The 17,444-nt window shown below is 71.0% G+C and carries 19 protein-coding genes and 1 tRNA gene; 5 read left to right on the top strand and 15 right to left on the bottom strand.

All coding sequences use genetic code 11. From position 1 onward, the window contains the following. Positions 1-240: 240 nt before the first annotated feature. A complete protein-coding gene (locus J3P44_RS18265; protein ID WP_255891890.1) occupies positions 241-732 on the bottom strand; it encodes a DUF4870 domain-containing protein in 492 nt (163 codons plus the stop codon). A gap of 191 nt (positions 733-923) precedes the next feature. On the opposite strand from J3P44_RS18265, the gene J3P44_RS18260 reads away from it, so the two are divergent. The 4 genes from J3P44_RS18260 to J3P44_RS18245 all read left to right on the top strand — a co-directional run bounded on the left by J3P44_RS18260 (position 924) and on the right by J3P44_RS18245 (position 4,948). Next, positions 924-1,520 (top strand): ArsR/SmtB family transcription factor, encoded by a 597-nt coding sequence (locus J3P44_RS18260; RefSeq protein WP_255891889.1) that lies wholly within the window; start codon positions 924-926, stop codon positions 1,518-1,520. Continuing rightward, positions 1,517-2,758: an MFS transporter gene (locus tag J3P44_RS18255; RefSeq protein ID WP_255891888.1), complete on the top strand. Its 1,242-nt coding sequence runs from the start codon at positions 1,517-1,519 to the stop codon at positions 2,756-2,758. The genes J3P44_RS18260 and J3P44_RS18255 overlap by 4 nt, the downstream gene beginning before the upstream one ends. Before the next feature lie 161 nt (positions 2,759-2,919). Beyond that, positions 2,920-3,681 carry an SDR family NAD(P)-dependent oxidoreductase gene (locus J3P44_RS18250; protein ID WP_255891887.1) on the top strand — a complete coding sequence of 254 codons (762 nt, stop codon included), beginning with the start codon at positions 2,920-2,922 and terminating at the stop codon, positions 3,679-3,681. A 37-nt stretch (positions 3,682-3,718) separates the two neighbouring features. Further along, on the top strand, positions 3,719-4,948 hold the full coding sequence (locus tag J3P44_RS18245) for a low temperature requirement protein A (RefSeq protein WP_255891886.1): 1,230 nt from the start codon (positions 3,719-3,721) through the stop codon (positions 4,946-4,948). Here J3P44_RS18245 and J3P44_RS18240 read toward each other — a convergent pair whose 3' ends face one another. The 8 genes from J3P44_RS18240 to J3P44_RS18205 all read right to left on the bottom strand — a co-directional run bounded on the left by J3P44_RS18240 (position 4,949) and on the right by J3P44_RS18205 (position 10,767). Continuing rightward, positions 4,949-6,217 carry a VOC family protein gene (locus J3P44_RS18240; RefSeq protein WP_255891885.1) on the bottom strand — a complete coding sequence of 423 codons (1,269 nt, stop codon included), beginning with the start codon at positions 6,215-6,217 and terminating at the stop codon, positions 4,949-4,951. It abuts the gene before it with no gap. 17 nt (positions 6,218-6,234) lie between these two features. Continuing rightward, positions 6,235-7,464 (bottom strand): ornithine--oxo-acid transaminase, encoded by a 1,230-nt coding sequence (rocD, locus tag J3P44_RS18235; protein WP_255891884.1) that lies wholly within the window; start codon positions 7,462-7,464, stop codon positions 6,235-6,237. A gap of 96 nt (positions 7,465-7,560) precedes the next feature. Further along, positions 7,561-7,633 (bottom strand) — tRNA-Ala (locus J3P44_RS18230). A gap of 41 nt (positions 7,634-7,674) precedes the next feature. After that, a complete protein-coding gene (locus tag J3P44_RS18225; protein WP_255891883.1) occupies positions 7,675-8,334 on the bottom strand; it encodes a histidine phosphatase family protein in 660 nt (219 codons plus the stop codon). Continuing rightward, the gene (gene rsfS, locus J3P44_RS18220; RefSeq protein ID WP_255891882.1) at positions 8,331-8,690 is read right to left on the bottom strand and encodes a ribosome silencing factor; all 360 of its coding nucleotides are present in this window, start codon (positions 8,688-8,690) and stop codon (positions 8,331-8,333) included. Before rsfS ends, J3P44_RS18225 begins: the two co-directional genes overlap by 4 nt. Continuing rightward, the gene (nadD, locus tag J3P44_RS18215; RefSeq protein ID WP_255891881.1) at positions 8,687-9,316 is read right to left on the bottom strand and encodes a nicotinate-nucleotide adenylyltransferase; all 630 of its coding nucleotides are present in this window, start codon (positions 9,314-9,316) and stop codon (positions 8,687-8,689) included. The genes rsfS and nadD overlap by 4 nt, the downstream gene beginning before the upstream one ends. Position 9,317: 1 nt before the next feature. Further along, complete coding sequence (locus tag J3P44_RS18210) at positions 9,318-9,482, bottom strand: hypothetical protein (protein ID WP_255891880.1); 165 nt, start codon at positions 9,480-9,482, stop codon at positions 9,318-9,320. Positions 9,483-9,516: 34 nt separating this feature from the next. Further along, on the bottom strand, positions 9,517-10,767 hold the full coding sequence (locus tag J3P44_RS18205) for a glutamate-5-semialdehyde dehydrogenase (protein ID WP_255891879.1): 1,251 nt from the start codon (positions 10,765-10,767) through the stop codon (positions 9,517-9,519). Between the two features lie 38 nt (positions 10,768-10,805). Between J3P44_RS18205 and J3P44_RS18200 the strand changes: the two genes are divergently transcribed. Beyond that, on the top strand, positions 10,806-12,341 hold the full coding sequence (locus J3P44_RS18200) for a hypothetical protein (protein WP_255891878.1): 1,536 nt from the start codon (positions 10,806-10,808) through the stop codon (positions 12,339-12,341). A 60-nt stretch (positions 12,342-12,401) separates the two neighbouring features. Here the strand turns inward: J3P44_RS18200 and J3P44_RS18195 are convergent, their stop codons facing one another. From J3P44_RS18195 to J3P44_RS18170, 6 genes are all read right to left on the bottom strand, one after another. Then, positions 12,402-13,364: an electron transfer flavoprotein subunit alpha/FixB family protein gene (locus J3P44_RS18195; protein WP_255891877.1), complete on the bottom strand. Its 963-nt coding sequence runs from the start codon at positions 13,362-13,364 to the stop codon at positions 12,402-12,404. 14 nt (positions 13,365-13,378) lie between these two features. Next, entirely contained in the window at positions 13,379-14,182 is an 804-nt protein-coding gene (locus tag J3P44_RS18190; RefSeq protein ID WP_255891876.1) for an electron transfer flavoprotein subunit beta/FixA family protein, read from the bottom strand. 142 nt (positions 14,183-14,324) lie between these two features. After that, positions 14,325-14,993, bottom strand: coding sequence for an Ig-like domain-containing protein (locus J3P44_RS18185; RefSeq protein ID WP_255891875.1), 669 nt, complete (start codon positions 14,991-14,993; stop codon positions 14,325-14,327). Between the two features lie 22 nt (positions 14,994-15,015). Then, entirely contained in the window at positions 15,016-16,203 is a 1,188-nt protein-coding gene (locus J3P44_RS18180; RefSeq protein WP_255891874.1) for an Ig-like domain-containing protein, read from the bottom strand. A 16-nt stretch (positions 16,204-16,219) separates the two neighbouring features. Continuing rightward, positions 16,220-16,522, bottom strand: a complete 303-nt coding sequence (locus J3P44_RS18175; RefSeq protein ID WP_255891873.1) for a hypothetical protein — start codon at positions 16,520-16,522, stop codon at positions 16,220-16,222. A gap of 107 nt (positions 16,523-16,629) precedes the next feature. After that, a complete protein-coding gene (locus J3P44_RS18170) occupies positions 16,630-17,406 on the bottom strand; it encodes an enoyl-CoA hydratase/isomerase family protein (protein WP_255891872.1) in 777 nt (258 codons plus the stop codon). Between the last annotated feature and the right edge of the window lie 38 nt (positions 17,407-17,444).

Below are 17,444 nucleotides of genomic sequence, written 5' to 3'. Positions count from 1 at the left end.
GTGGGGCTGGGTGCTGGCATGAAAAAACCCCTCACATGGAGGGGTAGCCGCGTGTCGGTCCTGGTCGATCGAGCCAGGAGGATCAGCGCGGCTGCGGAAGAAGGAGGAACTGGTGCACGCCTCCATCCTAGCCTGTCCCGCGCTTGGGCGCCGAAGGGATCCGGCCGGACGACGGAGCGGGTGGACGCACTGCTGCCCGGGCCCGACCTGGCGGTCCGGACCCGGGCAGCCCGGCTCAGCTCACTTCACGAAACGCGGCGTCAGCGGCGGGTTCCACCACTCGCCGTTGTAGGCCTTGATCGCCCCGACGACGTGCAGGATGCCGGCGACGACGAACGCGGCGGCCAGCGCCGGGAGCATCACGACCAGGCCCAGCCCCAGGGTGAACAAGGCGACGGGGATGGTGAGGATGCCGAGCACCACCAGCCAGATGAACATGGTGATCTGGATGTTGAGCGAGTTGGCGGCGTGCGCGCGGACGAACGGCCCGCGGTCCTTGTGGATGACGTAGACCGCGACGGAGGCCAGGAAGCCCAGGAATCCGGCCGAGCAGATCATCGCGACGACCGCGCCGCCGTGGCTGATCGCGCCCCAGGTGCGCTCGTCCTCGGGCGACATCGTCGACGGCTGGGACTGGAACACGGGCCGCGGCTGCTGGCCGTACGCGCCCTGCTGGCCCGGGTACGTCGGGTCCTGTGCGCTCTGCGGGTCCTGCGGGTACTGGTCGGACATCTCACTCACTCCTTGGGGCCGGGTGCCCTCTGCTGACACCTACTCAAGCACGCCGTAGGCACCGGATCATCCCGTTCCGGGGTCAACTCAGGGTCAGGTCAGGGAAGGACCCGGGACGACTCCCCAAGAAGTGTTTGACAGTCGTGCACGCGCCGGGCACACTCACTCCCCAAGAACTCTTGGAGGGTGAGATGGACACCGAGACCGACCCGCGGGCGGTGGCCCGGCTGCGTGCGACCGCGCACCCGCTGCGGCTGCGCATCCTGTCGATGCTGACCGCCGAGGCCATGAGCGCCGCCGAGGTCGCTCGGGCGCTCGAGATCACGCACGCCAACGCCTCCTACCACCTGCGCGTCCTCCACGACATCGGCGAGCTCGTCGTCGAGAGCGAGGAGAAGGTTCGCGGCGGCATGGCCAAGCGCTATCGCTACGACGCCACGCTCGACGTGTCCCCCCAGCGAGCGGGCGTGGACGAGCGGATCGCCTACGTCCGCGCCAACGCCGTCGAGATCGAGCGACGGATGAGGGACGCGGCCCCCGGGTCGTCGTCGTCGAGCGACCTCGAGGCGTGGGTGCCGGTCGAGGCCTGGCACCGCGCCCTCGACCTGCTCCTCGAGGCGTCCCACCTCCTGCACGCCGCGGCGCGCCCCGCCGGCACTCCCGACACGGTGCACATCAGCGCCACCTCCCACGCCTTCGCGATGAACGGCGGCCTGACCGGGCCGGACGCGAGATGGGTCCCGAGCGACACCACGACCGACCCCACGATCCCCGAGGACGCCCGATGACCTGGTCGGCCGCGCTCGCACCACTGCGCAACCGCAACTTCGCCTGGTACTTCGCCTCGCGCCTCGTCAACACGTTCGGCAACATGATGGCGACCGTCGCGCTGGCGTTCGCCGTCCTCGACATCACCGACTCTCCCAGCGCGCTCGGCCAGGTGCTGGCCGCGCACACGATCCCGATGATCGCGCTGCTGCTCTACGGTGGTGTCATCGCCGACCGGTTCCCGCGCACCCTGGTGCTGCAGGCCTCCAACATGGCGTCCGCCCTCAGTCAGGGTGCGATCGCGCTGCTCGTGCTGTCAGGTCACGCTGAGATCTGGATGCTCGTCGTGCTGTCCGTCGTGCACGGCGCCGTCTCCGGCATCTCGTTCCCGGCAATGGCGAGCGTGCTCCCCCAGCTCGTGGAGCGCTCGGAGCTGCAGCCGGCCAACGCGCTCGTGTCCCTCACCCGCAACGGGACGATGGTCGTCGGCCCGACGATCGGCGCCCTGCTCGTGGTCACGGCCGGATCGGGATGGGCACTGGCCGTGGATGCTGCGACCTGGTTGCTCGCAGCCCTGCTCCTGCTCCCGGTGGCGATGCCTCCCAAGGAGCCAGGCGGTGCCGCCCCTGACACGATCGGGGAGCTCCGCGAAGGATGGAGCTTCTTCTGGGCCACACCGTGGCTCTGGATCGTGGTCGTGGGCTTCGGCGTCCTCAACGCGATCCACATGGGAGCGTGGTACACCCTCGGCCCGGCGATCGCCGACGACACCATCGGCCGGCAGGGATGGGGCTTCGTCCTCTCCGCCGAGGCGGTGGGGCTGCTGCTCACGACTGTCGTCCTGCTCCGCGTACGCCTGGAGCGGCCACTCCTGCTCGGGATGCTGGGCATGGCGATGATCGCGCCACCCATCCTGCTGCTCGGCGTCTCTCCCCACCTCGTCGGACTCGTCGCCGTTGCCTTCCTCGCGGGTGCCGGCACTGAGATCTTCGGGATGGGCTGGAACCTCGCGATGCAGGAGAACATCGACGACCGCATGCTCTCGCGCGCCTACTCGTACGACATGCTCGGCTCGTTCGTCGCGATGCCGATCGGCCAGCTCGCCTACGGGCCTCTGGCAGAAGCCTTCGGATTCCGGCCGGTCCTCATCGCCTCGGCCGTGGCGTACGTCGCCGTGGTCGGACTCGTGCTCTGCTCGCGGTCGGTGCGCAACCTGAAGCGCGCTCCGGTCGAGCCCTTGGAGCCTGCCGCCCGGTGATGCGTGCTGCCCGCCCGTTCACCACCCGACTGTTCATCATGGGATGTCGACGAATACGCACTCCCCTCGGTCAATTCACCTGGGGAAGTGCCTGTTCACCGACATCCCATGGTGAACAGGCAGTGGGTCCCGGGGTCAGCCACGGCGGCTATGGTCTCGCCATGACCCTCCTGGACCTCTTTCGTCTCGACGACAAGGTCGTCATCGTCACCGGCGCCTCCAGCGGGCTGGGCGTGGCGTTCGCCCACTGCTTCGCCGAGGCCGGTGCCGACGTGGTGCTCGGCGCGCGTCGGGTGGAGAAGCTCGAGCAGGTCGCCGAGTCCGTACGATCCATCGGCCGTCGGGTGCACACGGTGGCCACCGATGTCGCGGACCCCGCGCAGTGCCAGCGGCTGGTCGACGAGGCCGTGGCGACGTTCGGCCGCGTCGACGTGCTCGTCAACAACGCCGGCGTCGGCACCGCGATCCCCGCCACGCGGGAGACCCCGGAGCAGTTCCGGTCGGTCATCGACGTCAACCTCAACGGCTGCTACTGGATGGCGCAGGCCTGCGGCCGGGTGATGGAGCCCGGGTCGAGCATCATCAACATCTCCTCGATCCTCGGCATCACCACCGGCGGCCTGCCCCAGGCGGCGTACTCCGCCTCCAAGGCGGGCCTCGGCGGCCTGACGCGTGACCTCGCCCAGCAGTGGACGGGCCGCAAGGGCATCCGCGTCAACGCCCTCGCACCCGGCTTCTTCGCCTCGGAGATGACCGACACCTATCCCGAGGGCTACCTCGACCTGGCCATGCAGCGCGTGCCGACCGGGCGCACGGGCGACCCGCGTGAGCTCGCGGCGACGGCCGTGTGGTTGGCCTCGGACGCCGCCGGCTACGTCACCGGGCAGATGATCCCGGTCGACGGCGGACTGACCATCGCCTGAGGCGGGCAACGCCCGAGGTCTGCGAGGATCCGGAGGCATGAGCGAGGCTCACCTGACCCACCGCCTACGGCGCATGACCGGCCGCGACCCCCACGAGACCCACCGCACGGCCACTCCCCTCGAGCTGCTCTACGACCTCACGCTGGTCGTGGCGTTCAGCCTCGCCGGGTCGCAGTTCGCCCACGCACTCGTCGAGGACCACGTCGTCGAGGGCCTGCTCGGCTTCGCGGTGGCGATGTTCGCGATCACGCTGGCCTGGATCAACTTCTCGTGGTTCGCGTCGGCCTACGACACTGACGACGCGTTCATGCGCCTGGCCACGCTGCTGCAGATGGTCGGCGTCCTCGTCCTGGCCCTGGGACTGCACGACGTCTTCGAAGGGTTCAACCACGGCGAGTTCGACAACTCCGTGGTGGTGGCGGGCTACGTCACCATGCGGGTATCCCTGATCCTGCTGTGGGCCCGCGCGGCGACCCACGACTCGCTGCGGCGCCGTACGTGCTTGGCCTACGTCCGCCTGCTCACCGTCGCCCAGGTCGGCTGGGTGGTCACCGCGTTCGACCTCCTCCCCCTGGTCGTCCAGGTCGCGCTCACCCTCGCGCTGTTCGCCCTGGAGGTGGGCGGCTTGGTGTGGATCGAGACGCACCTCCCGTCGACCCCCTGGCATCCCCACCACATCGCCGAGCGCTACGGCCTGCTCGCCATCATCACCTTCGGCGAGGTCGTGCTCGGGACGACGACCGCGATCGAGGCGGTGGTGGAGAAGCAGGGCTGGAGCCTCGAGGCCGCCGTGATCGCACTGGCCGGCGTCTCCCTCGCCGTGGGCCTGTGGTGGGTCTACTTCACCATCCCGTTCGGAGCCGCCCTCAGTGCGAGCAACGCCCGCAGCATGGTCTTCGGCTTCGGTCACCTGGCCCTCTACGCGTCGATCGCCGGGACCGGCGCGGGACTGCATGCCGCCGCCTACTACGTCGAGCACCACAGCAAGCTGGACGCCGGGCAGACGGTGCTGACCATGGCGATCCCGGTCGCCGTGTTCGTGCTGGCCCTCTTCACGATCTTCCACGTGCTCTTCCCCGGGCGAGACCCTCTGCACGCCTGGCTGCTGGTCGGCACACTGGTGGTCCTCGTGGCGGCCTGGCTGCTCGCCGCCTCCGGGGCCCCGCTGTCGACCGCCCTGGTGGTGCTGATGCTGGCGCCGTGGGTGACCGTGCTGGGCTACGAGCTGCGCGGCTACCGGCACATCGCCGAGGTCGCCGAGCGCTGATCAGAGCCAGGGAGCTCCGGCGAGGACCCCGTCCGTACGACGTCCGGCGGCCGCCTGGGCCAACCACTGCTCGGGCTCTCCTTTCGCGAACCGGCCCGAGGCACCCCACCCGTCGAGCGCACGGACGACGGACCGGCGCCGGCCACGGACGGCGTACACCCCGCCGCTGAGGGCGAGCACGAACGCGTCGTCGATCCGGTCGACCTGCTCGGCGGTCGGAGGGTCGCCGCTCATGGGCTGGCGCTCGAGCACCTCGACCGGCTCGCCGACCCCGATCGCAACGACGCCGTTGCGGTCGAGCGGGTGCAGCCCCCGGACGATGGTGATCGGTTGCGTGCCGGCGGGGCCGTTCAGCCGCGTCACGGCTGTCACCTCGATCGAGATGCCCTCGGCCCACACGACCTCGACCTCCTCGGCGACGGCCAGTCCGGAGGACACCAGCGACTCCACCCACGCCTCGGCCCGCTCGGGTGCGGAACCGCTCCCGCCCGCGGGTTGCAGTGCGGACGCGGCGAGGCGGCGCCGGTCCGGCCAGGCCACGATGCCGACACCATCGAGGGTCAGTTGGGTCAGCTCGCCGGAAGCGGTCCGGAGCGCGAGCGACGCCCGCGGTCCGCGCTCCTCGTCGTCCCAGCTCATCGACCACGAGGCCGACCCGAGATCGACCGGATCGCCGATCGGCTCGAGCCTGATCCCGGCGCCTCCGGCCGCGGGCTCGAACAGCCGACGAGGCCAGGAACGACTCGGCTCGAACCCGAGGGCGACCAGCAGGTCGGCCACCCGGTCGGGATCGGGCGGGGCGAGGCCGATCTGCTCGACGATGGGGCCCTCGGCCGGACCCGGCCCCATCGGCGTCGTCCACTGGATCAGGAACGGCAGGGAGCCGTCGTACGGCCCCTCCCCCACGTCGCACAGCCGCCACTCGACGAGCCCGCCGTCCGGCGTCCGTCGTGACCCACCGACCACCGGCTGGGGGTCGAAGCCCGCGTCGACCAACGCCGTACGTGCCGCCTCGATGTCGTCCACGGCGATCGCCCAGGAGATCGGGCCGCGCGCCGACCGCACGCGATCCAGCCACGGGTTCGACTCGCCGGACCCGGCCGCGATCAGCTCGACGTAGGCCGGCCTCGGACCGCGGACGAGCGCGTTCTCGGTGCCCACCGGGTGGGCTCCCCCACGCACGGCGGACAGGCCCGCGGCGCCCCACCGGGCCGCCGCCTCGTCGAGGTCGTCGACGGCGACGACCAGGTGGTCGAAGCGAGCGCTCACCGGGGCGTGCCAGGCACTCAGCCGGCGGTGAGGATCTCGGTCACCGCGGTGACGAGCAGGGCGATGTCGTCGTCGCTGGCGACCAGCGGGGGTGCGAAGCGGACCGTCGAGCCGTGGGTGTCCTTGGCGAGGATCCCGCGCTCCATCAGCGCCTCCGACATCTGGCGCCCCGTCATCAGGGACGGGTCGATGTCGATGCCGGCCCACGCGCCACGGACGCGTACGCCGACCAGGCCGTTGCCCACGAGCGGGCGGAAGCCGGCCTCGATCTGGTCGCCGATCTCGGCGGCGCGTGCCTGGAAGGTGCCCTCCTCCAGCATCGCCACGACCTCGGTGCCGATCGCGGCGGCGAGCGGGTTGCCGCCGAAGGTCGAGCCGTGCGAGCCCGGCGTGATCACGTCCATCACGTCGCGGTCGGCCGCGATGGCGGAGACGGGGTAGAGCCCACCGCCGAGTGCCTTGCCCAGGACGTAGATGTCGGGGACGACGTCCTCGTGGTCGCACGCGAAGGTCTTGCCCGACCGGGCCAGGCCGGCCTGGATCTCGTCGGCGACCATCAGCACGTTGCGCTCGGTGCAGAGCGCGCGGAGGTCGCGCAGGAAGCCCTCGGGCGGCATCACGACGCCGCCCTCGCCCTGGATCGGCTCGAAGAGCACCGCGACGGTGGTCTCGTCGATGGCCGCGGCCACGGCGTCGATGTCGCCGTAGGCCACGCTCCGGAAGCCGGTGGTGAAAGGCGCGTAGCCGGAGGTCGCCACTTCATCGTCGGAGAAGCTCACGATGGTCGTGGTGCGGCCGTGGAAGTTGCCCTGCATCGTGATGATCGACGCCTGGCCGGCGGGCACGCCCTTGACCTCGTAGCCCCACTTGCGGCTCACCTTGATCGCGGTCTCGACGGCCTCGGCGCCGGAGTTCATCGGCAGGATCATGTCCTTGCCGGTCAGGCGGGCCAGCGCCTCGGCGAAGCCGCTCAGCTTGTCGTTGAAGAAGGCCCGGCTGGTCAGCGTGAGGTGACCGAGCTGCTCGCGCGCGACCGCGACCAGGCGCTCGTTGGAGTGACCGAAGTTGAGCGCGGAGTAGCCCGCCAGGCAGTCGAGGTAGCGGCGACCGTCGACGTCGATGACCCAGGCACCCTCGCCCTCCGCCAGCACCACCGGAAGGGGGTGGTAGTTGTGCGCCGCGTAGCGCTCGGTGAGCTCGATGTGCTGGGCGGTGCTGGTGCTGGTGGAGACGTCGGTCGCGGTCATGAGCACATGGTGCCACCGACCCCTGATTTGGCCGAGTCCGCGGTCGTGGCAGACGCAGAAGGCCCGCAGTCGTGGACTGCGGGCCTTCGATGTCGGTGGAGCTGAGGGGACTCGAACCCCTGACCCTCTGCATGCCATGCAGATGCGCTACCAGCTGCGCCACAGCCCCAACATCGTCTTCCATCGTGCTGGAGGACAACGCGGAGAACATTAGCCGACCGCGGTCGGCGGGGTGAAATCGGGGGTCGGGACGACGCGGTTCCACGCGATCAGGCGCCATTGCTCCATGCCACCGGTCCACGTCGACGCCGAGTGCTCGAGCACGACCCAGCCGCAGTTGGCCAGCACGCCGAAGGACTCGCCCGGATCTGCGCCCCAGCCGAGGAAGGCAGGAACCGCGACGCGCAGGGCGGCTCCGTGGGCGACCACGATCCCGGTCTCGCCCTCCCCCAGCCCGTCGGCGTACGTCGTGAGTGCGGGCAGGAAACGCGCCAGCACGTCGTCCCGGGTCTCGCGTCCGGGGATCGCGTCGATCTCGCCGGCGAGGAGGGCGGCGTGCTCCTCCGGGTGGGCGACGGCGTACTCCTCGGGGGTCAGACCGGTCCGGTTGGGGCCGACGTCGAACTCGCGCAGCCGGGGGTCGAGGACGGGCTCGAGACCGCACTCGGCGGCGACAGCGCCCGCGGTCTGGGCGGCGCGAGCGAGGTCGGACGACCAGATCGCGACCGGGTGCAGGGCGGCGAGGACGGGGGCGACCTCCTTGGCCTGGGCCAGACCGACATCGTCCAGCGGCACGTCGGCATGGCCCTGCGCCCGTCGCGTGTGGTTCCACTCGGTCTGCCCATGTCGCAGCAGGACCAGGCGCCTCACGTCAGGGCGAGGGGGATCACCGGGCAGTCGCTCCACAGGCGCTCGAGGGCGTAGAACATCCGCTCCTCCTCGTGCTGCACGTGCACGACGATCTCGCCGTAGTCCAGCAGCACCCAGCGACCTTCCTTGTGGCCCTCGCGCCGGATCGGCTTGGCGCCGGCCTCGCGGAGCTTGTCCTCGACCTCGTCGACGATGGCCCCCACGGCGCGCTCGTTGTTGGCACTGGCCAGCACGAACGCGTCGGTGATGGCGATCTGCTCGCTGACGTCGAAGGCCAGGACCTGGTCGGCCTTCTTGTCGTGCGCGGCCTGGGCCGCGACGGCGACGAGCTCGAGGGCGTGGTCGGTGGCAGTCATGCAGTGTCCTTGCTGTCGTACGTGCTGGGTGGGGAGGCATAGAGGCCATGCTTGGCGATGTACTGCACGACCCCGTCCGGAACGAGGTACCACACGGGCTCGCCACGGCGCTTGCGCTCGCGGCACTCGGTGGAGGAGATCGCCAGCGCCGGGATCTCGACCATGGTGACCTTGTCAGAGGGGATCTTCGCCAGCGTCTCCGGGTCCATCGTGTAGCCCGGTCGCGTGCAGCCGACGAAGTTGGCGAGTGCGAAGAGCTCGTCGGCGTTGCGCCAGGTGAAGATGTCGGCCAGGGCGTCGGCGCCGGTGATGAAGAACAGCTCCGCGTCGGGCAGCTCGGCCTTCAGGTCGCGGAGGGTGTCGATGGTGTACGTCGGCCCGTCACGGTCGATGTCGACCCGGGAGACGGTGAAGCGTGGATTGGCCGCCGTCGCGACCACCGTCATCAGGTAGCGGTGCTCGGCCTCGGTGACGTCGCGCTCGCTCTTCTGCCACGGGGCACCGGTGGGCACGAAGACGACCTCGTCCAGGTCGAACCACGCCTGCACCTCGGACGCAGCCACGAGGTGGCCGTGGTGGATGGGGTCGAAGGTGCCACCCATGACCCCGACGCGACGTATGGGCACGTCAGCTGTGCTCGCGACCGCCACCGAAGGAGACCACTGCCACCAGCAGCACGACGAGGAGCCCCAGGGCGATGCCGCCCACGGCGTAGGGGTGGACCACGGGCTCGCCGTGCTCGCCCGCGGCGACGGACAGGGCGGCGGCGAGGACAGTCAGGGCGCTCAGCATGGCTGCGATCCTATCGTCTGCGGTGGCGCGGACGTCAGCGCACGTGCCCCTCGCCCACGACGACGTACTTGCTGGACGTCATCTCCGGCAGGCCCATCGGCCCGCGGGCGTGGAGCTTCTGCGTCGAGATGCCGATCTCGGCGCCGAAGCCGAACTCGCCGCCGTCGGTGAAGCGGGTGGAGGCGTTGACGACCACCGCCGCGGAGTCGACGGCTGCCACGAAGCGCCGGATCGTGGCCTGGTCGCGCGCGACGATCGCCTCCGTGTGCCCCGTGGAGAACCGCCGGATGTGGTCGATCGCGCCCTCGACGTCAGGCACGACCGCAGCGGAGATCTCCAGGGCGAGGAACTCGGCCGCGTGGTCCTCGTCGGTCACCGGCACCACGTCGTCGTGCTCGGCGAAGGCCGCGTCACCGTGGATCAGCACCCCCTCATGCTGGAGGGCCGCCACGACGGCGGGCAGGAACGCGTCGGCGACGTCCTGGTGCACCAGCAGCGACTCGGCCGCGTTGCAGACGCTGGTGCGCTGGGTCTTGGCGTTGAGCACGATCGCCAGGGCCTGCTCGAGGTCGGCCGAGGCGTCGACGTAGACGTGGCAGTTGCCGACCCCGGTCTCGATGACGGGCACGGTCGACTCCTCGACGACGCGGCGGATCAGCCCGGCGCCTCCGCGCGGGATGAGCACGTCGACCAGGCCGCGGGCGCGCATCAGCGCCTTGACGCTGTCGTGCGTCTCACCCGGCACCAGCTGTACGACGTCCTCCGGCAGGCCGCTCGCAGCCAGCGCGCCGCGCATCGTCTCGACGATCGCGGCGTTGCTCGACCGGGCGCTGGACGAGCCGCGCAGCAGCACGGCGTTGCCCGCCTTGAGGCAGATCCCGGCGGCGTCAGCGGTCACGTTGGGCCTGGCTTCGTAGATCATGCCGACCACCCCGAAGGGCACGCGGACCTGGCGCAGCTCGAGGCCGTTGGCCAGCGTGCTGCCGCGGAGCACCTCGCCGACCGGGTCCGGCAGGCCGGCCACGTCGCGCAGGCCCTGCGCCATCGCCTCGAGGCGGCCCTCGTCCAGGCGCAGCCGGTCGACGATGTTGGCCGGCGTGCCGCCCGCCTCGGCGCGGGCGACGTCCTCGGCGTTGGCCGACAGGATCCGCTCGCCTGCCTCCTCGAGCGCGTCCGCCATCGCGAGAAGGGCGGCGTCCTTGGTGGCGCGGGTGGCCGTGGCGAGCACGTGGCTCGCGGTGCGGGCCCGGCCTGCCACCTCGCGGACAGCGTCCTCACTGCTCATGCCCGCCAGCCTAGGCCGATCTCACCTACCCTCGATCCATGTCTCGCATCACGGGGGTGATCGTCGCGCTGGCGACGACGACGGCTGTCCTGACCACGTCGAGCCCGGCGTCCACCGCCCGCGGGGCGGCGCCGGGTGCGGCCGAGCTGCCTCGGGAGATCCGGGGCGGGGTCGAGCTCGCGCTCGCCGACGGCGACCGGTTCCGCATTTGGACGAGCGACAACTACCGGACGGTCTGGGGCAAGCGCTACGACGCGGCCACCGCCGGGTGGGGCGCGAGGACGGTCGTGCTCCGCAAGGCGAACCTCTACTGCGGCGACGTGGACGCCCGCACCGCGAGCGGCGCGGTCGCCGTGATCGCCGAGTGCGACGAAGGCAGCTATGCCGAGGACCAGGCGCCGGTCTCCTCCCACGCGATCTGGTCGCCCGACACCGTCACCTGGACGTCGTACGAGCTGGAAGGTGAGGCCTACGACGAGCCCGGCATCTCCCCCGACGGCACCAACGCGGTGTGGCCGGAGCGCGAGGGCTACGTCACCCGCACCGAGGCCGGGTTCGCGCGCCACCGCCTGGACACCGAGGGGATCGAGTACACCAGCACCGCCACCATCACCGACGCCGAGGAGGTGTCCTACCTCTTCGGGGCGCAGCTCGCGCGGCGGTGCGCCATCGTGGTCCTCACCCGCACCGGCGGCGCGGCGCCGACCCGGCAGGAGCTCGCGCTCGCCGAAGGGTGCTCGGACAGCCACTTCGCCAACGTCGACTCCGACACGACCTGGTTCGGCGACCCCTCGAGTCCGGCGTACCGTGCCGTGATCTCGCGGGCCGGCGAAGGGTCGCCCTGGGCAGTGGCGGAGATCGCTCCGGCTTCGGCCCCCGGACTCGAGGAGCCGCAAGGCCTTCTCCACACCAGCTTCTTCACGGCCCCCGGCCTGCCGCTGTACGCGGTCGGGTCACGCGGACGTCGCGTCGTCCGGGCCCAGGTCTACGACCGGTCCACGCAGTCGTGGGGCGCGCCGGTCGTCGTCCACGACGCCGGCGCCGAGCGCTGCAGGTGGGGCGCCAACTGGCCGGCGGAGCCGCTCGCGGTGGTGCTGGTCAACCTGACGTGCGGTGGCCGCGACGTCGTGCTCACCACCGGGGACGGCAGCGCCTGGCAGACCCTCCGCATGGGCAGGCACCCCTACGGCCTCTCCCCCGACGGACGGTACGTCGCCGTGCCGGGACCCAGCCGGACGTACGTCGTCTCCCGCGAGCTGGGTGTCGTGACCCTGCCGGGCGGCGTCACCGGACGCTGCGAGGTGGTCGTTCCCGACGGTCCCGACGCGGCGGTGCTGCTGACGGCTGCCGGTCGCCACCGCGGGTGGCCGACCGTGCTGAAGGCCTCCGCGGCGGACGGGTGGCGGACGCTGTCACGCACCGCGCTGCCGACCTTCGACGAGGCGTGCCAGAAGGCGCGCTCGTCGAACTACGAGCTGCCCTACCGCTTCGACGTCTTCAACAGGAGCAACGGCTACACCGTGCGGGTCGTCGAGCGCGGCGGCGAGTGGACGGTCCGGCGCAGCCCGTACTGATGGACGACGGACGCCCCCGACCGGCGAGGTCGGGGGCGTCCGTCGACGCTGGGGTCAGGGTCAGCCCTTGCGAGCGGTGATCTGCTCGGTGGCGGCGGGCAGCACGGTGTGCAGGTCACCCACGACGCCGAAGTCGACCAGCTCGAAGATCGGGGCCTCGGGGTCCTTGTTGACCGCGACGATGGTCTTGGAGGTCTGCATGCCGGCGCGGTGCTGAATCGCACCGGAGATGCCGTTGGCGACGTAGAGCTGCGGTGAGACCGTCTTGCCGGTCTGGCCGACCTGGAACGCGTGCGGCATCCAGCCGGAGTCGACCGCCGCGCGCGAGGCGCCGACGGCTGCGCCGAGCGAGTCGGCGAAGCCCTCGACCGGCTCGAAGTTGCCGCCGGTGCCACGACCGCCCGAGACCACGATGGCGGCCTCGGTCAGCTCGGGTCGACCGGTGGACTGCCGCGGCTGGGTGGCCACGATCTGCGCGGTCCTGGCGGCGTCGGAGATGGTCGCGTCGAACGTCTCGACCGTGCCGGCACCATCGGCCTCCTCGGGGGCGGCGGAGTTGGGCTTGACCGTGATGATCGGCGTGCCGTGGGTGACCTTGGCCTGGACGGTGAAGTTGCCGGCGAACACGCTCTGCGTCGTCACCGGGCCACTCTCGCCCGCCTGCACGTCGACGGCATCGGTGATCAGGCCCGAGCCCAGCTTGATCGCGAGGCGACCGGCGACCTCCTTGTTCTCGAACGTCGAGGGCAGCAGGATCGCCGCCGGCGAGCTCTTCTCGGCGAGCTGCTGCAGGGCCTCGGCCTTCGGCGCGACGAGGAAGCCCTTGGTCTGGGCGTCGTCGACGACGTAGAGCTTCGCGGCGCCGTACGCCTTGACCTTCTCCGCCACGGCGGCGGCCTGGTCGGGCGAGCCGAAGAACACGGCCGCCGGCTCGCCGAGGCGACGGGCGATGGTGAGCAGCTCGTAGGTGGGCTTCTTGACCTCGCCGGCGACGTGGTCGATCACAACCAGAACTTCAGACATGTCTACGCAGCTCCTCAGATGAACTTCTTGGACGCGAGGAACTCGACCAGCGCGCCAGCGCCCGAGCCGTCCTCGTCGGTGACGATCTCCCCGGCGGTGCGCGGCGGACGCTCGGTGGTGTCCTCCACCTGCGACCAGGCGACCGACAGGCCGACCTCGCCGGCGTCGACGCCCAGGTCGGCCAGCGAGAAGGTCTCCAGCGGCTTCTTCTTCGCCGCCATGATGCCCTTGAACGACGGGTAGCGAGCCTCGCCCGACTGGTCGGTCACCGACAGCACGATGGGCAGGGTCGCACCGATGACCTCGGTGGAGCCCTCGTTGTCACGCTTGATCCGGACCTGGTCGCCCTGCGACTCGATCACGGACGCGAGCGTGACCTGCGGGAGGCCGAGGCGCTCCGCGAGCATCGCCGGGATCACCGATCCGGCCGCGTCCGTGGACGCCATGCCGCAGATCACCAGGTCGGCTCCCCCGGACTCGGCACCGATCTTCTCGATCGCCTTCGCCAGGACCAGGGACGTCGCGACGTAGTCGGAGCCCGCGATGGCGTCGTCGAGGACGTGGACGCCCTTGTCGACACCCATCTGCAGCGACTTGCGCACCGCGTCGACCGCCTTCTCCGGGCCCACGGTCAGCGCGGTGATCTCGATCTCCTCGCCCTCGCGCTTCTCGCGGAACTGCAGGGCCTGCTCGACGGCGTACTCGTCGAGCTCGGACAACAGGCCGTCGACCCCGACTCGGTCGACCGTGAAGTCGTCCTCGAACTTGCGGTCGGCCGTGGCGTCCGGCACGTACTTCACACAGACAACAATGTTCATGGTGGTGTGGCCTCGCGGCCCCTCCTGTGAGCTCGGATGTGCTCGTGAGGTTACAAGTCAGTCACCCCGGCACGGAATGGTGATCCGGGTGGCGTCACTCACAGTGACACTGTCACGGTCGCCTGAGGTGACGCAGGCCTCGTCAGCGACGCCGCACGTAGAACGTCCCCGAGCGCCGCTCGCGCAGGTGCTGGCTGTCGCCGACATACGTCACCCGCAGGCGGTAGTTGCCCTTCCGGAGCCGACCGAGCCCCGTCAGCGCGACCGCCGAGGCATCCAGCTGGGTGACCCTGCGCGTCTCCCCCGTCCCGAGGTGGCGGATCACGACCCTGACGCGACCGGTCGGCCTGGTGCCGAAGTCACCGGCGGCCTTCACCTGGACCGAGGTGGGGATCCGCGCCCCCTTGCCGATGACGCGCACCTGGAGCTGGGTCCGCGCCTGCGACACGACCCAGGTCTGGGCCGGCGACGTGCTGCCCTCCTGCTCGGCGGGGATCTGCGGCACGAAGGTGGCGACGACAGCGTGCTGCCCGACCAGCACGTCGGGGAGGATCACGGTGGCGCTGCCGCCCGCGCCGAGGTTGGCCTTGACGGTGCTCGCGTCGACGGAGAAGACGACGTCGCCCTGCGGAGGTCCGGGCTTGGCGGAGACCGTCGCCGTCGCCGTGACGCTCTGGCCGTACGCCGACGTGGTGGTGCTGAGGACGAGCGTGGTGCTCGTCGGTGGCGCGGTGGCGGACGCCGGCGCGCCGGGCACCGCACCCGCGGCGAGCAGGACGGTCGAGGCTATGGCGACCAGGGATCGGTGCATGGGGTCCTCCGCGTCGGGAAGGTCAGCCCCGCGTGACGCGGAACTGCTTCGTCTTCTTGAGGTAGCGGTGGTTGGCGTCGCCGCGGTAGACCACCACGACCTGGTAGCGGCCCTTCTTCAGCCGGCCGAAGCCCGCTCGCGCGGCACCGTCGTCGAGCGTGCGGACCTTGACCCACTTCCCAGGCTTGCCGATGCGCTTCACCTTGATCCGCACCTTGCCGGTCGGGACGGTGTCGAACACCCCCTTGGCCTTGACGCCGACCCGGGTGGCCACCGTCGTGGTCCGGCCCGTCACCGGGACGCGCATCCGGGTGCGGGCCTTGGCCACGGTCCAGACCTGCGGGGCGGAGGTGCTGCCGTCGTACGTCGTGGCGTCGCGGGGGACGAAGGTCGCGGTCACGCTGTGGGAGCCGGTGGGCGCGTCCGGCAGCACCAGCGTGGCGACCCCGTCCTTGCCGACCTTGGCCTTGGTCGCGAGGCCGTCGACGGAGAAGGCCACGTCGCCGTCCGGCGTGCCCGAGGTGGTCGTCACCTTGGCGGTGGCGGTGACGTCCTGCCCGTACTCGGACGCCGTCCTGTCGAGGGTCAGCGACGTCGTGGACGTCGCGACGACGGCGATCGTGTCGATCACCGGGGCCTTCCCGGGCGGGGCCGTGCAGGTGATGGCCGACGGGCCTCCTGCGGCTGCGTCGCCGTTGTAGAACTGGAGGGTGCCGGGCGAGATGTCGCCAGCGGTGATCTCGACGGGGCCGGGTGTGGCCGGGGCGGTGTACGTGATCGGGGCGGAGCCGGCCGTGAACGGCACCGGCGTCGGGGTGGTCTGGACGCCGAGCGACGTGCGCGCAATGGTCTGTGGGACGGCGGTGACGGACGTGCCGAAGGTGGCGCTCAGCGTCCACGCACCCTCGAAGGCCGTCGCCGGCCGCAACGCTGCTGCCCGGGCCACGGCACCCGGCAGCACCGCGCTCGCGGTCACCGTGACGGGGACCGACTGGCCCACCGCCATCCGGGCCGGGGCGTTGGTGTCGAGCACGACCGGCAGGGTGAAGCTGTCGGGGCCGAGGTCGGGGGCCGTGCAGGTGTAGGAGATCGACGTGCTGGCGGACTCAGCGGCGGGCGCCGTGGCGACCAGCCCCACGGTTGCCAGGGTGGCGGTCAGTCCGGCGGCGGCGCTGCGGCGGACATGGGTGCGTACGCGGGATGGCGACATGCGTCGACAGTAGACCTCAGGGCTTGATGATGCGATCCAGGATGCGTCCCACGACCAGCCAGGCGATCGCACCCAGGCCCCAGTTGAAGAGGGCGTTCTTGACGTCGGCGCCCTCTCCGCGGAACTGCTTGATGCCGCCCTTGCGAGAGAAGACCCCCAGGTCCACGGTGTCCGCGGACTCCATCACGAAGTCGACCAGGTCGTTCTTCTGGTTGGCGTCGAGCGCGACCAGCAACGCCCCGACCGCGAGCAGGAGTGCGCAGAACGCGCACGCCAGCCACAGCAGCTGCGCCACCTTCGTCCGGACCTTTGCTGCCACAGCGCCCACTGAACGTCTCCTGTCCCGGGTGTCCCGGTCCTGCGTTGTCGTGTCTTTCCTGGCCACGCCAGCTCCCTATGTCGTCGTGATCGGCCTGCTCGACCGGGTCAACGTCCCACGAATGTTGCCTTGCCCGGTCCGCTCTCAACGAACGAGGTCATGCCGCGGGTACGGTCCTCCGTCGCGAAGACCGCGGCGAACTGCTGCCGCTCGATCTCCAGCCCGGTGTCGAGGTCGACCTCGCTCCCCCGGTCGATGCACTCCTTGGCCGCCCGGATCGCCAGTGCTGCCGCCCCGCTGAACTGCGAGGCGTAGGCGACGGACTCCTCGAGCACCTTCTCTGGGGGCACGACCCGGTCCACCAGCCCGATCCGCAGCGCCTCGTCGGCCTTGACGAACCGTCCGGTGAAGATGATGTCCTTCGCCTTTGCCGTGCCGACCAGGCGCGTGAGTCGCTGCGTCCCGCCCGCGCCGGGGATGATCCCGAGCAGCACCTCGGGCTGGCCGAAGACCGCGTCCTCGGCGGCGAAGCGCAGGTCAGCGGAGAGCGCGAGCTCGCAGCCGCCGCCCAGGGCGTAGCCGTTCACGGCGGCGATGACCGGCTTGGGGATCCTCGCGAGGGCGGTGGTGGCCGAGCTCACCGACGTGGAGACCCTCACCATGTCGGCGTACGACAGGTCGGCCATCTCCTTCACGTCGTTGCCGGCGGCGAACACGCGCCCGCCGCCCCAGAGCACGACGGCTCGTACGTCGTCGCGCTCGCCGAGCTCCGCGGCCGCCTCGCGCAGGTCTGCCTGCACCTGGACGCTGATCGCGTTCATCTTGGGGCGGTCGAGCCGCAGCACGGCGACCCCGTCGGTGACGTCGATCGAGACGAACTCCATGGTTGCTCCTCCTGGTTGGCGCGGCCGGGTCGTGGGCG

The organism is Nocardioides astragali (assembly GCF_024436375.1).
GTDB lineage: Bacteria > Actinomycetota > Actinomycetes > Propionibacteriales > Nocardioidaceae > Nocardioides > Nocardioides astragali.
The sequence above is the reverse complement of the archived record's forward strand: the minus strand, read 5'-3'. Positions and strand labels throughout refer to the sequence as shown.